We start from the raw sequence: 16,671 nt of genomic DNA, 5'->3' as shown, positions 1-16,671 counted from the left end.
TAATCACCTCACGTTGTTATATGAACTACAAAGGATTCATTTGACCTTGCGAGACCTGCCCCTCCATTCCTTCTCCCGTTTTTCAGCTATCTGATCAATCATGTCAGTTACATTCGTGCGGATATAATCCCTACAATGCTCCGCTTTTACACCACATGTAACTGCTTCGCTAGAAACGAGAGCAAGTAAGTGATCGACTTCCTCTAATTTTCGATATATTTGCAATTCATAAGATTCAAAAATAGGTATTAATTCACGTTTGTTTACAAGGCGCTGCATATACATTGCATCTCTGACCTTAGCCATTTTAACAACTCCTAATCTTCAAAACGTTCACCATAGTTGTAAACCTTTGGCTCTTCCAATGGTCTTCCGAATACGTCAGCCATAAGGGTCGCGAATACTGCCATATCTTTATCTTCAAAGGACTGAAGCAACCGTAATTCTTTAGCCTTGAGACTGCGTCCAGCAGCCGAACTGAGAAGATCTACAACCGGTTTAATCTGATTCTCCCGTTCTTGCTTCTCGCGTTCTTTCTGTTGTTGAATATTTTGTTTATGATGAAATTCCTCCCAGTCCTTTTCATCGAACCAAAAGTAATCTCCATATTTCTCTCGGTATACTGAAATCCAATATTGGAGTAATTCATCAGTCGTTTGGATTTTGTCGTGACAAGGCCAACAAACTCTAAGCCCGTTCGTTTTTACGCCCCGACCTTTCCGCCCCCGAGGCCATACATGGTGAGTAGTATTTGATGCTGCGGTCTTGCAGCACGGGCATACTTCGCCTTGTTCTGCAATAAGCTCAGCAATTACTTCATCACTGAAGTCACACCGATCCTTGGAGCTCTGTCCTGGTTTGTGATGAGCAAGGAGGTTTTTCTTCCACTCTGGAACTTCCCTTCTGGACTTGGCTTTACTTTGCTTTTGAAGGCTGTTGTAGGTCTTCTTTTCTTTGACTTCCTTGACAGGCTTCCAGAATGTTTTGTGCTCTCCCATGCTCTTTTGCACCTCCTATATTTCTATTTTAGGGCTATAATATTACGTTTCTACTGCTGTGTTGCTGCGGTTTTAAGAGATTTTTTCCAAGTAACCCGCATTTTCGAGTGTCACATAATGCCGTTCACGTTCGGCTGCGGTGAAGTGAATTGGCAACACGGTATGTGCGGCATAAAATGCGATAGCTTCTCTGATCTCATGTGGCTCATTGTCCAATTCTGTTAAAATAAGTGCCTTCATAATTCTGGTTCCCTTCTCTCTTGTTAAGGAAAGATTTCCTTGATCTTGAATCGCTATCTGTATAGCCTCATAGTACATCATAGTGATTCACTTATCAACACTTTTCAACATCACCTTGCATCTAAGTGATTCACCATGATAAGATTGCACCAAAGGAGGTTGTATGATGGCAGTATCCAAAGGTAATTCGCGAATCATGGTAACTCTTCCGCAGGATCTAAAAAATGAACTTGAACGCCGTGCTGAGATTGAGAATCGTTCTATTAGCAATCTAATATTGACGTTGTTACAGAAGCAAATCAGGTCGGAGCAAGAGGAATAAATCCTCTATGCTCCTTTTGTTTTATTTGAACAGTGTTGTGTTTCTCTTCAGATCCTCTATGAACTTACCTTGCATTTCCGGGAACAATACCCAAGGATGAAAGTCTCCGTAAAAGTCACGTACAGCCAATGCTACTACTTTCGTGATCGCCTCAGCCCCAGTTTCAGTCCATACAAGCACTTTCTTTCCGTCATTATCCCAAGAGCAATGTTCTGGAAATTCATCACAATATCTAACGAGTTCAAATCCACCACCAAATTGATCTATGAAATGACCTCTTAATATCCAAGCATCATTCATATTTGTTGAAGGAGAGAATCCATCCTTTAAGCCTCCTGTTATAGCAAGATCATCCAGTTCCTTACCTGGATTCATCCTAATAATTTCTTCAGCTGTCATTTTTGTTGCCCACCTCTCAGTTTTATTTTCTCAATGACCTTATCCAGGTGCTTGCCGATCTCAGTCTGAGCAAGCGCCTTGTCTTCTTCAGACTCTGTCTTCTCGCCCATGATCCCCGCAAATTGTGCTGTCTTGAAACCTAGGGCCTCCATCATCTGTTCATCGCTACCTTCGCCGCATACCAGATAATAGCTGAGTACAGAATCCTTTTGACCCATACGATGTGTCCGGTCCTCACACTGAGAATGGATACCTGGTGACCAATCCAATTCACCAAAAACATTTATGTTCGCTCTTTCTTGCAGTCCATCGATACCAGCTGCCGCCCGGAGTGAAATTATGATGAGGTTAGATGCCCCTTTGATGAATTGCTCTTTAGCGTATTCCTTTTGAACGTTTGATTCTGAGCCTGTAACTCGAACAGGCTTGAAAGCCTTAAGTTCTTCCATCCAGATTTCATAGACAGCATGATGGTAACCGTATAGCACGACCGCCTCTCCAGCTTCCAGCAACATCCGAACAAATGCCGCTACATATGGGGCCTTAGATATACCGGTTGCTTGCCGCATCTTTTCGCCGATCTCGCGCTTGGCTCTTCCCTTTTCAAAGTTATTAGCAATGGTATCGTAGCGCTCAATTAGATCAAATATAATGATTTCATTTCTCTGGTGAATGTCTTCTCATCAGAGTCAATCTCCTGGACAATCCGCCGCTTGGCCGGAAGTTCGGTAAGGACTTGATCCTTTGTTCTCCTGAGCATCAACCCCTCACGGCGCAAGTGCTGTCCGAGTGCATCGGGATCAGAGACAACCATTTCTCCGTATCCATAACACCACTCCCGCGTAAAGCTCCCCCAATCGCCCAAGCACTGATGTTCAAGAATGTTCATGATGTTCCAAATTTCACCCCCGGCGTTATATACCGGGGTTCCTGATAAGCCAACTACATTCCCTACACTTTCAGATAGCAACGAGGCAGCACTGTATTTCTCGGTTCCAGTTCTCCGAAGTTCCTGGATTTCATCGAACACAGCAAATTCGAATTTGTAAGTCGGCAAGACTGACTTCCATCCCCTGAGCAATCCGTAATGGATGATGTAGAAGTTAGCTTCCGGCAGTTCATAAGGAGTCAATCCTTTGATGATATGCACAGATTTGTTTGGATCAGGGAATAAGGCCATCTCTCCAACTACCGGTTGCGGAACAATGAACTTGAGTATCTGTTTCTTCCATTGCGTTTGTACGCTCGTAGGGACCACTATAATACCCGGATAACGCTTTTGGTGGGCAATCCATGCCAATGCCTCCACTGTCTTGCCTAGCCCCATATCGTCTGCCAGAAGCGTAGGGGCATTGTTATTCAGGTAAGCTACTCCTTCCTTCTGGAACTCGGTGAGTGTCCCGTTGAATACTGCCGTTGAGGGTTCTATTTTTTGAGGTCCTTTGCGAATCTGATTTCGCTTCAACACATATCCCACTGCCTGATTGAACTGCTCATCCCATTTTTCCTTGTTGATGATTTTTAAGGGATAGCGCATCATTAGCCAATTAAGATCCCCGTTGGATCTCTTGTTGCTCTTAAACTTAGCCATCCCCTTATAGCGACCTTCTGCCCCCGGGAAGATACGTTTGGCTGCCTGGCACACGGCCGGCTCTCCTTCGATAACCCAACTATCCGTTTTCTCTTCATAGCTCAGCGTACCGTAAAAGTAATCTGATTCCCCGGGATTCTTAAGGTATGAAGGTAACTCCACAGCATCCATTCTGATTCACCTCATTTACTTGATATGCCCCAAAGCTTGCGCAGTCCAATAGAAACTACAGGTTTGCCGTTAATCATCTCAGGGAGGTCCATATAGCGTTCTATGACAAGGATTAATCTCTCCTTATCAAAGGCAGCATATCGTTCTAATTGCCGAAGAACTTGTTGTTCATTCGGCTTTCCTTTCTTTGCTTCAATCCCAATTCCATCACCAGCTATGAAGTCGATGCGATTGTGGGGTGCAAGGAGGACTTCGTTTTTAAACGAAATCTCCGCTGCATTCAATTGATCAGCTATGAGTCCGTGAAGCTTGTATTCATCAATGAGAACATGGCAGCGAATTCTTTTTATGGCGGAAATGACCTTGTCCATAGATTTACTCGGCAACTATGAAAAGTGAGTTTTCCGAGAAAGTAGCCGTTAATTGATTCGGATCGTTCTCGGCAGACTTTAGCTTTTCTATTTTCCAAATGATCCGAGACAGTTCACTTTTATCATTTTCATCCAGGTATCTATCAATATCTTGAATTTCGAGTACTACGTCCTTTTGGGTAGCCGATGCGCTCATATTTCATCTTCCCTTCTGCCTTCTTCATTAATTTGTTAGCAGCCCGTTTCTGGGCTGCTTTCTCTTTCTTTACTTGATCCAGTGGAACAAACTCACCACGCTTTTTAGTCAGTATTTCAATGCGCATAGTTGGATATTTTGCTTGGAAGAGCTTCAACTTCGTACGAAATACTGCTGTTTCAGCACCTTTTATGTCCACTACCCGTTCCGATCCGTCCATATCGGTGATTAGGAAATCAGCGATATACGTGATCTTAGGCTTCTCTTGAAGTATATATTTGGGCTGAAGAGTAAAATCCTTTATGAGTCCAATCTTCTTCAACTGCAGCAGATGCCGGTAATATTCACCTTCCATCATGCTGTCGAATCTGTTCCCGGTGATTTTGATATTGTATTTCTTCAGTTGTGCATCCTCGAACATTGTTCCGTCTGAGGTCACTATGACCTTCTTGGCATTGTATTTGTTCAATATCCATTCACCTGACGCTCATGATTGACTTTGTTCTTGGCTGCGTAAGCATCGGCTATCTGTTCAAATGTGAAGTTAAATCCCACAAGGCCAATAGCAAAAAATACATACCAAGCATTCCTGAAGCACATCTCACGTTTTGTCTTTCCGAGTTTTTGCTCAATTTTCTCATCGCGGTCTCTTTCCATATGGAATTTCATGAGCCAGTACATCGATTCCAAGAATGCACCTGTTACTTCCCCATCTAAACCTTCGTCTCTTGTTTCTTCAATGGCATCTTCAGAAATATACAGAGCGTCCAACCAGCCGTATTGACCTGCGATACTCAGAAAGAAATGAACGCAATCTACGAATTCTTCCAGTAGAGGATTAGTAATCTTCCCTTTTTCTTCACAACGACCACAGATAACGCGTTCTCCACTAAACCAAAATCCCTTTCCACTGCATTTCGGACATTCAATCAGGGCATCGTATCCATGCTTCGGTTTGCTGCGATCACTCCAAAACTTAAATCCCCTGTACTCATTTGCACACTCTGCCAACTCGACTTGGAGAGCCAGTGTTCGCTTGTAAAGCAGATCCTGACCTTCCAGTCCTTTTTCAGCAACAATCTTTGCATCTAGTTCTTTTTGCATGTTGTACATTTCTTCAAGAGTAAGAGTCATTATTTATACCTCCGTTGTTCGATATGGTAGAACAATCCTATAATTTCGCTCGTCATCAGCGTCTTTGATTAAGATGGGGTTCGTCATACCCGAGTACCCTATGATGAGTTCCTTGGAATTAATGGAATCAGCAGCTTCAAGGAAGTACTCCCCGTTAAATGCAACTTTAAATCCTTCTCCTTGAAGTGAGATGATATCTACAAATTCATTTACTTTTCCTACGCCTTCAGCAGCAGCTTTGAGTTCAATAACCTCTCCTACGTGCATACGGGTAACTTTGGACTTTTGATCTTTGATGATAATCTTCACACTCTGGAGGGCATCGATCAATAATTCCCGATTTACCCGAAGTGTCGATTGATAGTTTATTGGTACCATTCGGTCTACGTCTGGATATGTCCCCTCTAAGACCCGAGAACAAAATATGAAATTCTTCGTCGCGACTACAAGTTTCGATTGAACTAATTTAATTACTAACTTCTCCTCTGGTCCGATCAGATTCATAAGATCGGACATTGTCTTGGCTCCCACGATGATCTGCATTTCGATCAAGTTATCTGCCACTTGTACCGAAGATGACAATCTATGCCGGTCTGTACTGGTGACATTAATCATGTTGTCTTGAAACCTAACGCGAAGTCCGGTTAAAATCGGTGTCGCCTCGCTTTCTGATGCTGCATAGGCCGTCTCTTTGACTAAAACTTTTAACGCTCGTCCCTCTAGTTCTACCGAAGCACCATCGGGATCTTCGATGAATTGAGGATATTCTTCTGGATCTAAGCCAGGAAGGTCATATTTCTTTCTTCCACTCTTAATCACAGTCTCGAATCCGACTGTCTCGATATCGATTACACCTTTCATTACTTTCACGATCTCAGCGATTCTTTTCCCTGGTATAGTCGCTGAACCAGGCTTGATCAACTCATAATCATCCGAATCAATTTTTGATTGTAGAAACTGAGTTCCGTTTCCACCGGTGATGTATAGTCCGTCATGTTTTGCTTCAAAAAGAAATTCAGCCAATATCGGAATAACATTTTTTGATGGTAGGAACTTAGCCGCTTGTTCTAACGGCTTGATAAGAATATGCTTATCGATTGATATCTTCATAACTTTCCTCCTGTGTTATGCGAATTATCCCTACGTCGATTCCGCCCACCTACATGCAGCACTTCAGCAAATGGCTCTATCCTTTCTAAGATTCTCTCAGCCTTCTTTTCATGTTGACGCTGATCCATGGTCTTGGCGGCATCTTTGACGTTTATCAAGTGTTGCCGCAATTCCTTGATCGTTAGGTTCGACGTGTAAATTGTGACTAATCGCTCCATTCGGCGTTGTAGAATAGGTCCCAGTATTTCATCCCGCGTCCATGTAGTCAGGTACTCAGCTCCGATATCATCTAAGATGAGCACAGTAACGTTCTGTAAGGCCTCTAGTTTAGACAAAACCGTTTCTGTCTTAGATCCAATAGCATCCTTCGCCTCAGACATAAAGTCTGGGACATAGACCATTGCAACGTCTACCCCTTGAGAAGCTAACTCTTGAGCAATCGCACCGGAGATCAAGCTTTTGCCCACACCCATTTGACCGTATAAGTAAAGTCCTTTTTTACTCTTTCCAACTTCGAAGTTCTCACATAGGTCCATAGCCTTTATGATTGCAGCAGATCTATGGAGGTCAAGATCAATGCTCTCAAAAGTCGCATTCACAATGTGATCAGGAATAAAATGACTTTTAATCTTTCCCATTACCCTTTGCTGTTTCTCGTGAGAAAGGAGCAAAGGGCATTTTTGGAGCCTATAAATCAATCCCTTATCGTCATCCGGATTTTCCTCTACAACGCTACAGTGACCTTTGTGGTCGTTCTGACAACCAACTAAGTCTTTGCAGCCTCTACAGTTATCAAAACTAACAAGGTGTCGTGATAACGAACCGTAATTTGTCGGATGCGTCAAGTTGTCCACTCGATCAGGAAAAGTTCCCTTGATTCTTTTCGTTTCAGGGTGTTCTTCTAGCCGTGTTATTACTGCTGCTTTTCGCTCGGCAAATCCCTTTGGAATAAGTTTTTTCAGTTCATCACCTAAGTTTCCCAATCACACCACAGCCTCACGCTTGGCTTTCAGCCGCTCAAGCTTTTTTTGATATTCTTCTTGATCATAATCCGGTTCAGGCTTAGTTTTAGAATCTATGACAGTACTAATCTTCTGTTCGTCTATTTTTCCGTCTTGCTCGGATAATAAATTATAAATGCGTCCTTCGCAGTACTTGATGCTTTTGATCTCGTCTCGTTTATGTTTAGGTTTAAATTTGTCAAAGGATTGATTGATGCCGTCAATGGCAACGGAGATCGGAACTACGTCTGCAATGAGTTGATCTAAAAACAACTCGTCATTAACCGTAAGATCAAGTCCCTTTGCTCTGCGTTTGAGATAAAGGTCTGTGACTTGTTTACGATAATCAAATTCATCAGCTTTCCGGTTGGAGTCGGCATCCCCGGCAGGAACGGCATCCTGGCTATCTGATTTGATTTTGTTTGAAAGTCCTTTGTCCATTTCAGTGTCCTCCTCTAAACAACAACTACTATTGTTTTTAATAATGTTTTTAATAATGTTTTTAGAGACGCGTTTCGCCTTACAGCCGCAAGGGTTTGAGGCACCTTCAACTTCTCGTTTTGAGAAGCCCGAGCTTCTTGTTTTGAGAAGTAACAACTTCTTGTTTTGAGAAGCCATGATGATAATTCCATGTACCTTCGATTTCTCGGGCTTCTTGTTTTGAGAAGTTCCGCCACTTTTAAAGTTGATGTTTTTACTAACTAAATCCTTGAATATTTCTTCATTCCATCCCTTTACCGGACTAATCTGCCACTGCTCATAATCTTTGTTCACCGCAAAAATATTGTTATTTTTATTCCAAACTATCACTCGACAATTGGATAGATGATCAAGTTCCTTTCGAATATTTTGGTATCCAACGCCACATAACTCGAAGTATTTGAGCAAAGGTATCGATGCTGTTTTCTTCTGACACCCATACGACAACCGCCATATGAAGAGAATGATGTCTTTCTGACGCTTGGAAAAATCACGACGTATGATTTCATTCCATATCTCGTTGGCAAGCTTTACAAAGCCATTCTCTGGTTGTGGATTCGCCAATCACCTCACCTCTGATAACTATTGCTGTACATCGTCCCATCAGCAAAATTAACTTTCATTTTCAGCTTGAGGGTGTGAATGTTCTCCTGAAGACTTTTAAACTCGTTACGCCATTTCATTGAGCGACCATAGGATTCTGCTTCAAGCACTCTAATTTCTCTTGTAGCCAACTCTGCACGCTCCTTCTTAGGTGCCTTGGCAGAAATATATGCCTCTGCATAGTCCATGTCACGCTGGACGTGAATGCGCTTGTAGAGCCGGTCGCATTCACTTGAAATTTCTCCAGCCAGTTCATGACACTGTGTAAGTAACTCAATCTTTTCTTGCAATGATGCTGGGTTGTTCTCAGGCAAAACATTAGCCTGTTTCTTCATTAAATCTACTTGCTCTATGTAAGCCGCAAGGTCGAACTCGTTTTCTTCCTCCATGCTTACAACTCCGTTCTCAGAATGGAAGATCGTCATCGCTTATGTCTATGGGTTTGCCATCGCCAGAGAATGGATCACCATAACCTCCGTTTTGACCGCTAGAGTTTCTATTTTGACTGCTACTACCATTTTCATTACTACTTGATGAATTGCTGCCACCGTGTTCATTGCTTCTGTTGGACTCCAGGAATCGCACGTTATCCGCAATGACCTCAGTGATGTAAATACGCTTCCCTTCGTTATTCTCGTAGTTGTGGACCTGAATACGTCCCTCTACCGCTGTCAGCCGGCCTTTGCGCAAATAGTTCGCGCATGTCTCAGCCAACTGCCGCCAGGTAACTACTGGAATGAAGTCCGCTTCCTTCTCTCCGTTTTGACCGGTAAAGTTGCGGTCTACGGCAAGAGTGAACTGCGTCACAGCAACACCAGCAGGAGTATAACGAAGTTCAGGATCACGGGTCAGTCTACCAATCAAAATAATTCTATTGAGCATTTATAGCACCTCATCCATTTAGAAATTTCATCTCATCAATAAATCTGCTTGGTTCAGATGGAATGACTTTGCCCCAACTGCTATGTGATTGTGTCGTGGTAATAATAAGTTCATTCTCAGCACGGGTTACAGCCACATATGCCAGCCTGCGTTCCTCTTCAATATCTCTGGTGTTTTGGCTTGGAAATAGCCCTTCGTTCATGCCCACAAGGAAAACTGTCGGAAACTCAAGCCCCTTGCTGCCGTGAACGGTCATAAGTTTAACCGCGTCTCGGTCTTCCATTAGTTTTTCTTGAATATCTCTGATTTTGATCCATTTTAGGAACGCAGTAGGACTATGGTCTTCACCAGCCTTCAACTGCCGCTCAACCCAATACATGATGTAGGTCTGAGCTTGATCCAGATCCTCATGACGATTATTAAGATACCGCTCTATATAGCGTTCTCTCAGCTTTAATCTACGGGACAATACATCTAATGCATCATAAGCAGATACGCACTCTCTGACTGATTCAGCAACGCCCTGTAGGATGGCAGCATATTGGACAACCCTTTCTTCGTTCGAATCTACTAATGCCTCCCACAATGAAATTGACTTATCTATGGCTATCTGCTCTGCAATCTGAAGTTGCATATCAGTCAGTGACCGTTCTGGAAACTTAATGACTCTTTTAAAATTCGTTTCGTCCTGCGGGTTAAATATCCATGCAAGGTAGTTCAATAGCGACTTTACATCAGGCTTTTTAAGAGGATCATCCGAAGCGCTCAATACAGTACATGGAATGTTCTCCCGCCGCAACGCTTGATAAAAGATATCAATTTGCGCATTCGTCCGTGTCAATATCGCAAAATCTGAATACATGGCGCTCTGCACTCTCTCTTTGATCTGGCTGACTACATAATCCATTTCAGTATCATCGTCAACCAAAGAGACTACGTCAACGCTGGTACCTTCCTTGTAAGCTACTAGTCCTCCACCAATTTCAACTCCACTATGAGAGATTAAGTTATTGGCAGCTTCGACTATTGAAACTGTTGAACGGTAATTGCGGTTAAGCTCAATTACTTCTGTATTTGGATAAGAACCTGTAAATTCAAGAATGTTCCTAACTCGCGCTCCACGCCATCCATAGATAGATTGTCTCCAATCACCTATGCAGAAAAGGTGTTCCGGATTCAGCAACCGGATAAATTCCATCTGCTGCTGATCCGTATCCTGAAACTCATCCACGAACAGGTACTTCCACTGCTTCCGATAGTACTCAGTGACATCAGGATGATTGCTGAACAATGTGTTCACGTTCGAAATCAAGGCATCCAGATCCACTGCATTGTAACGGCGTAACTGATAGTTGTATTCGTCCCAAACCGCCTGTTCTTCAAGACCCTTGATTCTCAAATCTACTGCCTTGAGGACTTTACTCACGCTGGTTCTGTAACCCATTGTATTGATAATGACCTTCATGACTTCTTCCCGGTCTTCTTGGGAATAGATTGTAAACTGTCGATCAAGATTTAACCGATGGCCCCATTCCTGAAGGATTCTTACCGCTAAGGCATGAAATGTGCAGCAAGTAATCCGTTTGGATTCATATTCACCGATCAACGGAATCAGCCGGTCTTTCATTTCCTTGGCCGCCGCCCGAGTGAAGGTTATGGCCACAATGCTTGAAGCTCCAACACGACGGTTTAGATTGAGATGTGCGATTCGATGAGTCAGGGTACGGGTTTTACCCGTCCCTGCTCCAGCTCTCATTAGGATCTCTTCCGACTCAGATAAAACAGCTGATGCCTGTTCCTCATTCAGCCCAGCAGTGAAATTAACCACGTACCGCAGCCCCCTCTGGAGTCAGATCCCAAATGGTCCAGCCCTCTGCTTCCGAGATTTCCACAACACCAGCAATCAGGATATTATCCAGTTTGTGAGAAAGCGCATTTAAGCCCCTCAAGACGCCGCCAAGGTTCTTCTTATCCAAGTTATTGATATCGTCCAAGGCCAATATTTTCAGCGGCGGATTCGATCTTTCAAGCAGTGTGACAAGGAATGCGGATAAGAACATCAACTTCTCGCCGGTGGACAGTACATCAAAGTTTGTCTTGCGGTCATTCTTGATCCAGCCAAATTGAAATACTTCCTTACCCGTTTCTGATTCAGTAGAGAAGAACATTGGAAAATGAATGCCCATTAGTTGCAGATTTTCATTGATGGAGTCTTCAATAGGTCCAAGCACACCTTTAACCAGTTCTCCTTGAATACCCTTGGCTCCCAACGCCTCTGCTAAGCTTTTGCAGGCTGTGAAGTAATACTGTGCCTTGCTTGCTGAGATCATGGCTGTCTGGGCGTTAGAGAGCGTGATTTTAGCCTTCTCCTTTTCCTCAATCACGCGCTCAAGCTCTTCAATCTGCTGCGCCAGTGCCGACAACTGCGGCTCCAGTATTTCGAGTGGAGCAAAGGTTGGCTGCTTATCGTTCAGGAGGCGCTCTTGCTCCTGCTGCAAGTTGATGATTTTGTTCTGTGTATCCTGGTGACGGCGATTTTCTTCTTGTTCGTCCTTACGGATTATTTCAATCCGTGAACGGATGCGGTCATTAGCAGTGTTTTCATCGTTCGCAGATTTATAAAGCGCCTGCTTCGATTGTTCCAGAGAACTTTCTTCAGCCCGTAACTCCTTAATTTCGTTTCGTAAGTCTATTTGTTGTTGTTCCAGAGAATTTAGTTGTTCTTTCAAGGACGGGCCTTTCTGCCCAACAAATGAAGTGAATTTTGAAAAATCCTTATCACATCCAATTTAATGGTGGATTACGCAGACACCAGCGCCCTTTTCCTCAATATTTTTCAGAACCTCGTTCATGGTATTGAGTTCAAGGCTGAGTTTGTCGGAATTCTGTCTAGCATCCACGCCCTCTGCGGTCTTGGATTCTCTCAAAGCAACCAGCGCATCGATCTGATCTTGGATAGTTTGCGCTTCACCACTAACATCTGTTTGCTTAATTGACTGCTGGAGCACCGCAATTTCCGCCGCATAGTCACGATCGGAATTAACATCTAGAATTGATGTCAGCTGTTCAATCTCGCCTTTTAGGTCCTCTAAACGTCCGCGCTTCTGCTCCCATTGCCGTTTAATTTCATGACCCGCCTTAATCTGCCCATGAACGTCGGTATGCTGCTGCCGGAAGTCTTTCAGTTCTTCTTTTTTGGTTGTGATATCCCGATCAGTCTCTTCAAGCTTATTTTTCATGTCAGCCAGCTCGCGCACCGCGCCAGTAGCATCATTCTGTTTTTTGTTCCAATGCTTCTGTTGCGATTCAACCCATGAGGTCATAGCTTGAAGACCGGAAGATAGATCATAATCACTAGGCCATTCATCTAAGCAATCATTAATCAACTCTTTGGATGCTTCATAAAGATCAGGATTTGCTTCCTGAAATCCTTGGGTCAACAACTTTTGGATAAGATGAGCAGATACCTTTTTCTTATCCCATTCTTCGCTGGATATAGGAGACAAGCTATAGATAAATTCACGTCGTTTAGCATCCGACATATCAAGAAACTGCTGGAAGTCAAAGACCATCGGGAAGTTTCCAATCTCAGCTGAGATTCGCGCATTCATTTGCGTGGAGTTTTTCTCGCCTTTATTCGGTGAAACTGTGATCGATTCGCTGTATTTTACCTCTTTTGATCCAGTGCCCTTCAACTTTTCGGCACGAATGACCGAGCGATCAAAGGAGAATGAATCCATTTGCAAACCAGCCGTCATCTCATCTCCAGAACTGAGTTTGAACGTTTCGGCGTTAGTCTTCTTGCCGGGAATATACCCCAGCATTGCTAGTTGTACGGCTTGGAGCCGTGTAGACTTACCGGAACCATTAGGACCTACGAAGATATCCTTCCCAGTCAACTCTTGGTCGAAAGTATTACCCTTTATGTTTTTGGTGCGAATAGTTTTGATCATTAAAAACGCGGACCTCCTTTGGTTGAAAGAAAGCTTTCTTCTATTTCGATAGACTCTTCTGAGGCGTTGATCGTTTCTTCGATCACTTCAGCCCCAGCAACCGAACTGGTTTGTTGAAATTCAGCAGCGATTTCATTCAGTTTCGTTTCATCAAACGTGTCTTTGTATCCAATCACTAGAACGTCTACTACGCCGTTGTAAGCCTTTAACTTTGCTAATGGCATACTTGGCTGCTGTTTAATAGAAGCCTTCCACGCAAGTGTCTGAACGATCTTGTCACCGTGTTCTTTGTTATTTATGAGGTTTTGAATAACGCGGATTACATCAATGTTGTCATGTCTGCCATAGACCCCCAATTCCCCTTGGAAGGCCATGAAAATACCGGATCTGAGTTCCTCATCAGTTAACGTCCCTTCCATGCAAAGCTTGCCGGCATCCCGGTTCTCTTCGATCTTCTGCATAAGTTCCTTGACAAAACGAACACGGATATCAAAGAGGACAGTGGCGGAACTAACAATTGGCTTACCAGAAGGAGACATGCCTACTGTGATTTTTTGTGACCAGAACTTATCTGCCGTACCGGTCTCTGGATCAAATTCAATATATGGATTACTCACCTCGCGCCCATCGGCAAGGTGGATTGTATCAGGTGTAATTGTGGAGATCCCTGCAACCAAATTACATGCACGGTACCCCTCGGCACTAATGCCCCATTCACCATCATCGAATTGAATCAGGTGTCCATCGGCATTCGTCAGGCGAACAACGCCTACAGTGTTTTCCGCACTGGTAAAGAGGTTTCCGGCGCGGGAATTTACAGTTTTCCATTGCTCGGGATAGTTAATTGATATTTCTTGCATTTGCAAATCCTCCAATTCATGTTAATATGGAGGCGAAAACATGTTTTCGAGGACAATGTTTTCGCCCAAATGTTTCATCTACCCAAATGGCTCTGCTCCCCAGCAGGGTCATTTTTCTGTTCTGCCAACGCTAAGGCGGTATCCAAGTCATCCAAAACCGATTGAAATTCATGTCCGAAGAACCATCCAGCTCGTTCCAACGCTGCCCCGATTGAGACATTCGTTGTCTCTTCCTGCATTTTCTTAAGCTTGTGAATGGCGTGCTTGAGATGATGTTCCACATGTGCAGCCCCCTTTGCAATTCGACACTGGATAAGCATCATTTAACAAATCACGGATCGCTAGTATGTTCTTCAATCCAGTTACCTTTAGAGAAGGATCTTCTCCATCTAATTTGTAGACCAATAGAGCGTGAAGCTCATTTTCTACGAACACGACATCTTCAGATTCTAACTTGATAGTCATAGCTGGTATGCCATTAATCATGATTTTTCACCACCAAAGGAAAATTCCTCAAAATGATTTCGTACTGAAGTTTGTTACTTTTCCAACGTTCTGCCAACTCTTGTATAGTCATGACTGATCACCTACAACTACAGTGCCAGGATAAGTCTTCTTGATGTTTCGTGCATAATAGCTTCCGATCGATTCAGCAGCCATCATGATCTCATAAGTCAAACGTGGCACCCCGGGATGTTCATACACGGTATCACGGCCCTTGAACTGGACGAATAGCGCTTGACTCTCTTTGTCATATCCAACAGCGGCAATATTTGAAGATATTACCGGCTCAAGTTCAGGTCTCATAGGTAATCCTCCGGTCTGAATGTTTTGATGAACTCTACTGCATCATCATAGTCGATGCGGCGAATGTGGCTGTATTTAGCAACACTGAAGTTGTCTTTGAGCTTGCTCCATATGAGACGGCGGTACTTGCCTACCAGAGCGTTAAAAGAAACATCAGATTCTTTGTAGCGATCCTTTGTAAGTGCGTTCGATCTGCTCTTGACCGCTTGTTGTAAATTCCATTGCTCTACATCATCCAGGGTAATGCGGTCTCTCACCTCCTGGAGGGCCATAAGAACTTCTTCTTTTTGAACAATCATTTCATCCTTGATTGCTCCGAGACCTTCAAAGACCGATCTGACTACAGCGCCTTGCTGTTCCGTCAACTGCAAATGCTGTCCCATAGCTAACAAAATATCTTTTGTATCTGGCATCTCATTGAACCACCTTTCTGCCATTCACGGCGGGCCTGACCTGCTCAATAAATGCTTCCAGCATATCCAAGCTTTCACCCAGCCGTTTTTTCTCGCTGTTGCTTGCGCTGGCGATTGATCCTAACATAAAAGCCGTTAATCCAGCATTTTTAAGGAATGTTTTGACGTTAATGCTAAATTGAACTGTATTAATGTCCGCATCGGAACGCAGCCTCTTGAGTTGTAGTTGAGCCTGTTGCTCGTCAAAATCATTTGGTTGCTGGAGTTTGAGGGCTTCATTCTCCTCTTTGATGCGTTGGTATCCAGACTTTAATTGCTCAATCTTCAATCTCTCTGATTCGATCTCATCCTTCATCTTGTCTTTCCAGTAATCATCGCGCTGCTTGAGTTGCGCTTCGGTCTCCTTATCCTTCTGTTTTAGGTAAATTGTCTGTTCTTCATCATGCTGTTCAAGAGCCGCCGAGACAGCCTCTTGTACTTGATAAGCCGGTACAACGTCTTTGTATTTCTTTTGAAGTTCTTCCTTCTCATACTCCGCTTGTTCAGCTCGATCTTCGGCTTCGCGAACAGCAGCTTCGAGACGTTCCTTGGTTTCAGTAAAAGCTTTATGAGTGCTGATAATATTGGCGTCTAACTGCTGGATAATTTCCGGCGTGGCATTCTCCTTAATGAATTTCATCTTGTCGAACTGACGGCCTGACACTCCAAGTTGTTCTCCTACAATGTCGCGGACCTGACCAGATTCATGCTCAGGTAAATTTTCCTTACCTGCTTGCATTCGTTCTTTGGCTCTGATCCGTTCCAGTTCCTCAATTTTCTTCCCGTAAGCGACCCGTTCAGAGAATGTAAAGTCTTTCCGGTGTTCGTTCTCGCTTATCTCTAGTTGTAGTTGATGAGCATAATCGCGAACCTCAGTAACTCTTACTTCTACCTGTTCTCTCCCCAAATGCATGTGTGCTCTCAACCGTCGTTCTCCAGCGATCAATTGATAATCGGGTGTTACAACGATTGGATTGATTAAGCCGTTCTCAGCGATGTCCTGAGCCAATTCTTCGATGCCCGAAAAATCTTGGCGAATACGATCCGTTACTTTGATTTTGCTAATATCAATGAGCAATGTGATTCTCCTTCCTAAAATCA

The 16,671-nt window shown here is 43.6% G+C and carries 24 protein-coding genes; 1 reads left to right on the top strand and 23 read right to left on the bottom strand.

All coding sequences use genetic code 11. From position 1 onward, the window contains the following. Positions 1 to 36 precede the first annotated feature (36 nt). The 3 genes from NYE35_RS13925 to NYE35_RS13915 all read right to left on the bottom strand — a co-directional run bounded on the left by NYE35_RS13925 (position 37) and on the right by NYE35_RS13915 (position 1,238). Positions 37 to 306, bottom strand: a complete 270-nt coding sequence (locus NYE35_RS13925) for a hypothetical protein (RefSeq protein ID WP_341121288.1) — start codon at positions 304 to 306, stop codon at positions 37 to 39. Positions 307 to 317: 11 nt separating this feature from the next. Further along, positions 318 to 998 carry an HNH endonuclease gene (locus NYE35_RS13920; protein ID WP_341121286.1) on the bottom strand — a complete coding sequence of 227 codons (681 nt, stop codon included), beginning with the start codon at positions 996 to 998 and terminating at the stop codon, positions 318 to 320. Positions 999 to 1,070: 72 nt separating this feature from the next. Beyond that, positions 1,071 to 1,238: a hypothetical protein gene (locus tag NYE35_RS13915; RefSeq protein ID WP_341121284.1), complete on the bottom strand. Its 168-nt coding sequence runs from the start codon at positions 1,236 to 1,238 to the stop codon at positions 1,071 to 1,073. Positions 1,239 to 1,404: 166 nt separating this feature from the next. Between NYE35_RS13915 and NYE35_RS13910 the strand changes: the two genes are divergently transcribed. After that, positions 1,405 to 1,560 (top strand): ribbon-helix-helix domain-containing protein, encoded by a 156-nt coding sequence (locus tag NYE35_RS13910; RefSeq protein ID WP_076135737.1) that lies wholly within the window; start codon positions 1,405 to 1,407, stop codon positions 1,558 to 1,560. Positions 1,561 to 1,581: 21 nt separating this feature from the next. On the opposite strand, the gene NYE35_RS13905 is transcribed toward NYE35_RS13910, so the two are convergent. The 20 genes from NYE35_RS13905 to NYE35_RS13810 form a co-directional block, all read right to left on the bottom strand. Beyond that, entirely contained in the window at positions 1,582 to 1,959 is a 378-nt protein-coding gene (locus NYE35_RS13905) for a hypothetical protein (protein WP_341121281.1), read from the bottom strand. Beyond that, a complete protein-coding gene (locus tag NYE35_RS13900) occupies positions 1,956 to 2,528 on the bottom strand; it encodes a C-terminal helicase domain-containing protein (RefSeq protein WP_341121278.1) in 573 nt (190 codons plus the stop codon). The genes NYE35_RS13905 and NYE35_RS13900 overlap by 4 nt, the downstream gene beginning before the upstream one ends. A 68-nt stretch (positions 2,529 to 2,596) precedes the next feature. Next, positions 2,597 to 3,721 (bottom strand): SNF2-related protein, encoded by a 1,125-nt coding sequence (locus NYE35_RS13895; RefSeq protein WP_341121277.1) that lies wholly within the window; start codon positions 3,719 to 3,721, stop codon positions 2,597 to 2,599. 11 nt (positions 3,722 to 3,732) lie between these two features. Next, complete coding sequence (locus tag NYE35_RS13890) at positions 3,733 to 4,092, bottom strand: hypothetical protein (RefSeq protein ID WP_341121275.1); 360 nt, start codon at positions 4,090 to 4,092, stop codon at positions 3,733 to 3,735. Between the two features lie 143 nt (positions 4,093 to 4,235). Beyond that, positions 4,236 to 4,757, bottom strand: coding sequence for a DUF1064 domain-containing protein (locus NYE35_RS13885; protein WP_341121273.1), 522 nt, complete (start codon positions 4,755 to 4,757; stop codon positions 4,236 to 4,238). After that, positions 4,754 to 5,422: a dUTP diphosphatase gene (locus tag NYE35_RS13880; RefSeq protein ID WP_341121271.1), complete on the bottom strand. Its 669-nt coding sequence runs from the start codon at positions 5,420 to 5,422 to the stop codon at positions 4,754 to 4,756. Before NYE35_RS13880 ends, NYE35_RS13885 begins: the two co-directional genes overlap by 4 nt. Positions 5,423 to 5,425: 3 nt before the next feature. Beyond that, positions 5,426 to 6,532, bottom strand: coding sequence for a DNA polymerase III subunit beta (gene dnaN / locus NYE35_RS13875; RefSeq protein WP_076189962.1), 1,107 nt, complete (start codon positions 6,530 to 6,532; stop codon positions 5,426 to 5,428). Further along, entirely contained in the window at positions 6,529 to 7,386 is an 858-nt protein-coding gene (locus tag NYE35_RS13870) for an ATP-binding protein (protein ID WP_341122464.1), read from the bottom strand. Before NYE35_RS13870 ends, dnaN begins: the two co-directional genes overlap by 4 nt. 129 nt (positions 7,387 to 7,515) lie before the next feature. Continuing rightward, positions 7,516 to 8,577: a replication protein gene (locus NYE35_RS13865; protein WP_341121269.1), complete on the bottom strand. Its 1,062-nt coding sequence runs from the start codon at positions 8,575 to 8,577 to the stop codon at positions 7,516 to 7,518. Positions 8,578 to 8,582: 5 nt separating this feature from the next. After that, a complete protein-coding gene (locus tag NYE35_RS13860; protein WP_339248107.1) occupies positions 8,583 to 9,005 on the bottom strand; it encodes a hypothetical protein in 423 nt (140 codons plus the stop codon). A 16-nt stretch (positions 9,006 to 9,021) separates the two neighbouring features. After that, positions 9,022 to 9,498, bottom strand: coding sequence for a single-stranded DNA-binding protein (gene ssb / locus NYE35_RS13855; RefSeq protein WP_341121267.1), 477 nt, complete (start codon positions 9,496 to 9,498; stop codon positions 9,022 to 9,024). Between the two features lie 10 nt (positions 9,499 to 9,508). Further along, complete coding sequence (locus NYE35_RS13850; protein WP_341121266.1) at positions 9,509 to 11,326, bottom strand: ATP-dependent helicase; 1,818 nt, start codon at positions 11,324 to 11,326, stop codon at positions 9,509 to 9,511. Next, positions 11,319 to 12,227 carry a hypothetical protein gene (locus NYE35_RS13845; protein WP_341121264.1) on the bottom strand — a complete coding sequence of 303 codons (909 nt, stop codon included), beginning with the start codon at positions 12,225 to 12,227 and terminating at the stop codon, positions 11,319 to 11,321. Before NYE35_RS13845 ends, NYE35_RS13850 begins: the two co-directional genes overlap by 8 nt. A gap of 60 nt (positions 12,228 to 12,287) precedes the next feature. Then, positions 12,288 to 13,451: a hypothetical protein gene (locus tag NYE35_RS13840; RefSeq protein WP_341121262.1), complete on the bottom strand. Its 1,164-nt coding sequence runs from the start codon at positions 13,449 to 13,451 to the stop codon at positions 12,288 to 12,290. Further along, positions 13,451 to 14,311, bottom strand: a complete 861-nt coding sequence (locus NYE35_RS13835; RefSeq protein WP_076135708.1) for a hypothetical protein — start codon at positions 14,309 to 14,311, stop codon at positions 13,451 to 13,453. Before NYE35_RS13835 ends, NYE35_RS13840 begins: the two co-directional genes overlap by 1 nt. A 74-nt stretch (positions 14,312 to 14,385) precedes the next feature. Further along, positions 14,386 to 14,592 (bottom strand): hypothetical protein, encoded by a 207-nt coding sequence (locus NYE35_RS13830; RefSeq protein ID WP_076135707.1) that lies wholly within the window; start codon positions 14,590 to 14,592, stop codon positions 14,386 to 14,388. Then, entirely contained in the window at positions 14,555 to 14,797 is a 243-nt protein-coding gene (locus NYE35_RS13825) for a hypothetical protein (protein ID WP_179088908.1), read from the bottom strand. The genes NYE35_RS13830 and NYE35_RS13825 overlap by 38 nt, the downstream gene beginning before the upstream one ends. Before the next feature lie 87 nt (positions 14,798 to 14,884). Beyond that, positions 14,885 to 15,118, bottom strand: coding sequence for a KTSC domain-containing protein (locus NYE35_RS13820; RefSeq protein ID WP_076135705.1), 234 nt, complete (start codon positions 15,116 to 15,118; stop codon positions 14,885 to 14,887). Then, on the bottom strand, positions 15,115 to 15,531 hold the full coding sequence (locus tag NYE35_RS13815) for an ORF6C domain-containing protein (RefSeq protein WP_143766707.1): 417 nt from the start codon (positions 15,529 to 15,531) through the stop codon (positions 15,115 to 15,117). The genes NYE35_RS13820 and NYE35_RS13815 overlap by 4 nt, the downstream gene beginning before the upstream one ends. Before the next feature lies 1 nt (position 15,532). Further along, positions 15,533 to 16,648 carry a ParB N-terminal domain-containing protein gene (locus tag NYE35_RS13810; protein WP_076135701.1) on the bottom strand — a complete coding sequence of 372 codons (1,116 nt, stop codon included), beginning with the start codon at positions 16,646 to 16,648 and terminating at the stop codon, positions 15,533 to 15,535. Positions 16,649 to 16,671 lie beyond the last annotated feature (23 nt).

Source organism: Paenibacillus sp. FSL L8-0494 (assembly GCF_038003695.1).
GTDB classification, from domain to species: Bacteria; Bacillota; Bacilli; order Paenibacillales; family Paenibacillaceae; genus Paenibacillus_AQ; species Paenibacillus_AQ odorifer.
This window is presented reverse-complemented; position numbering and strand designations above follow the sequence as displayed.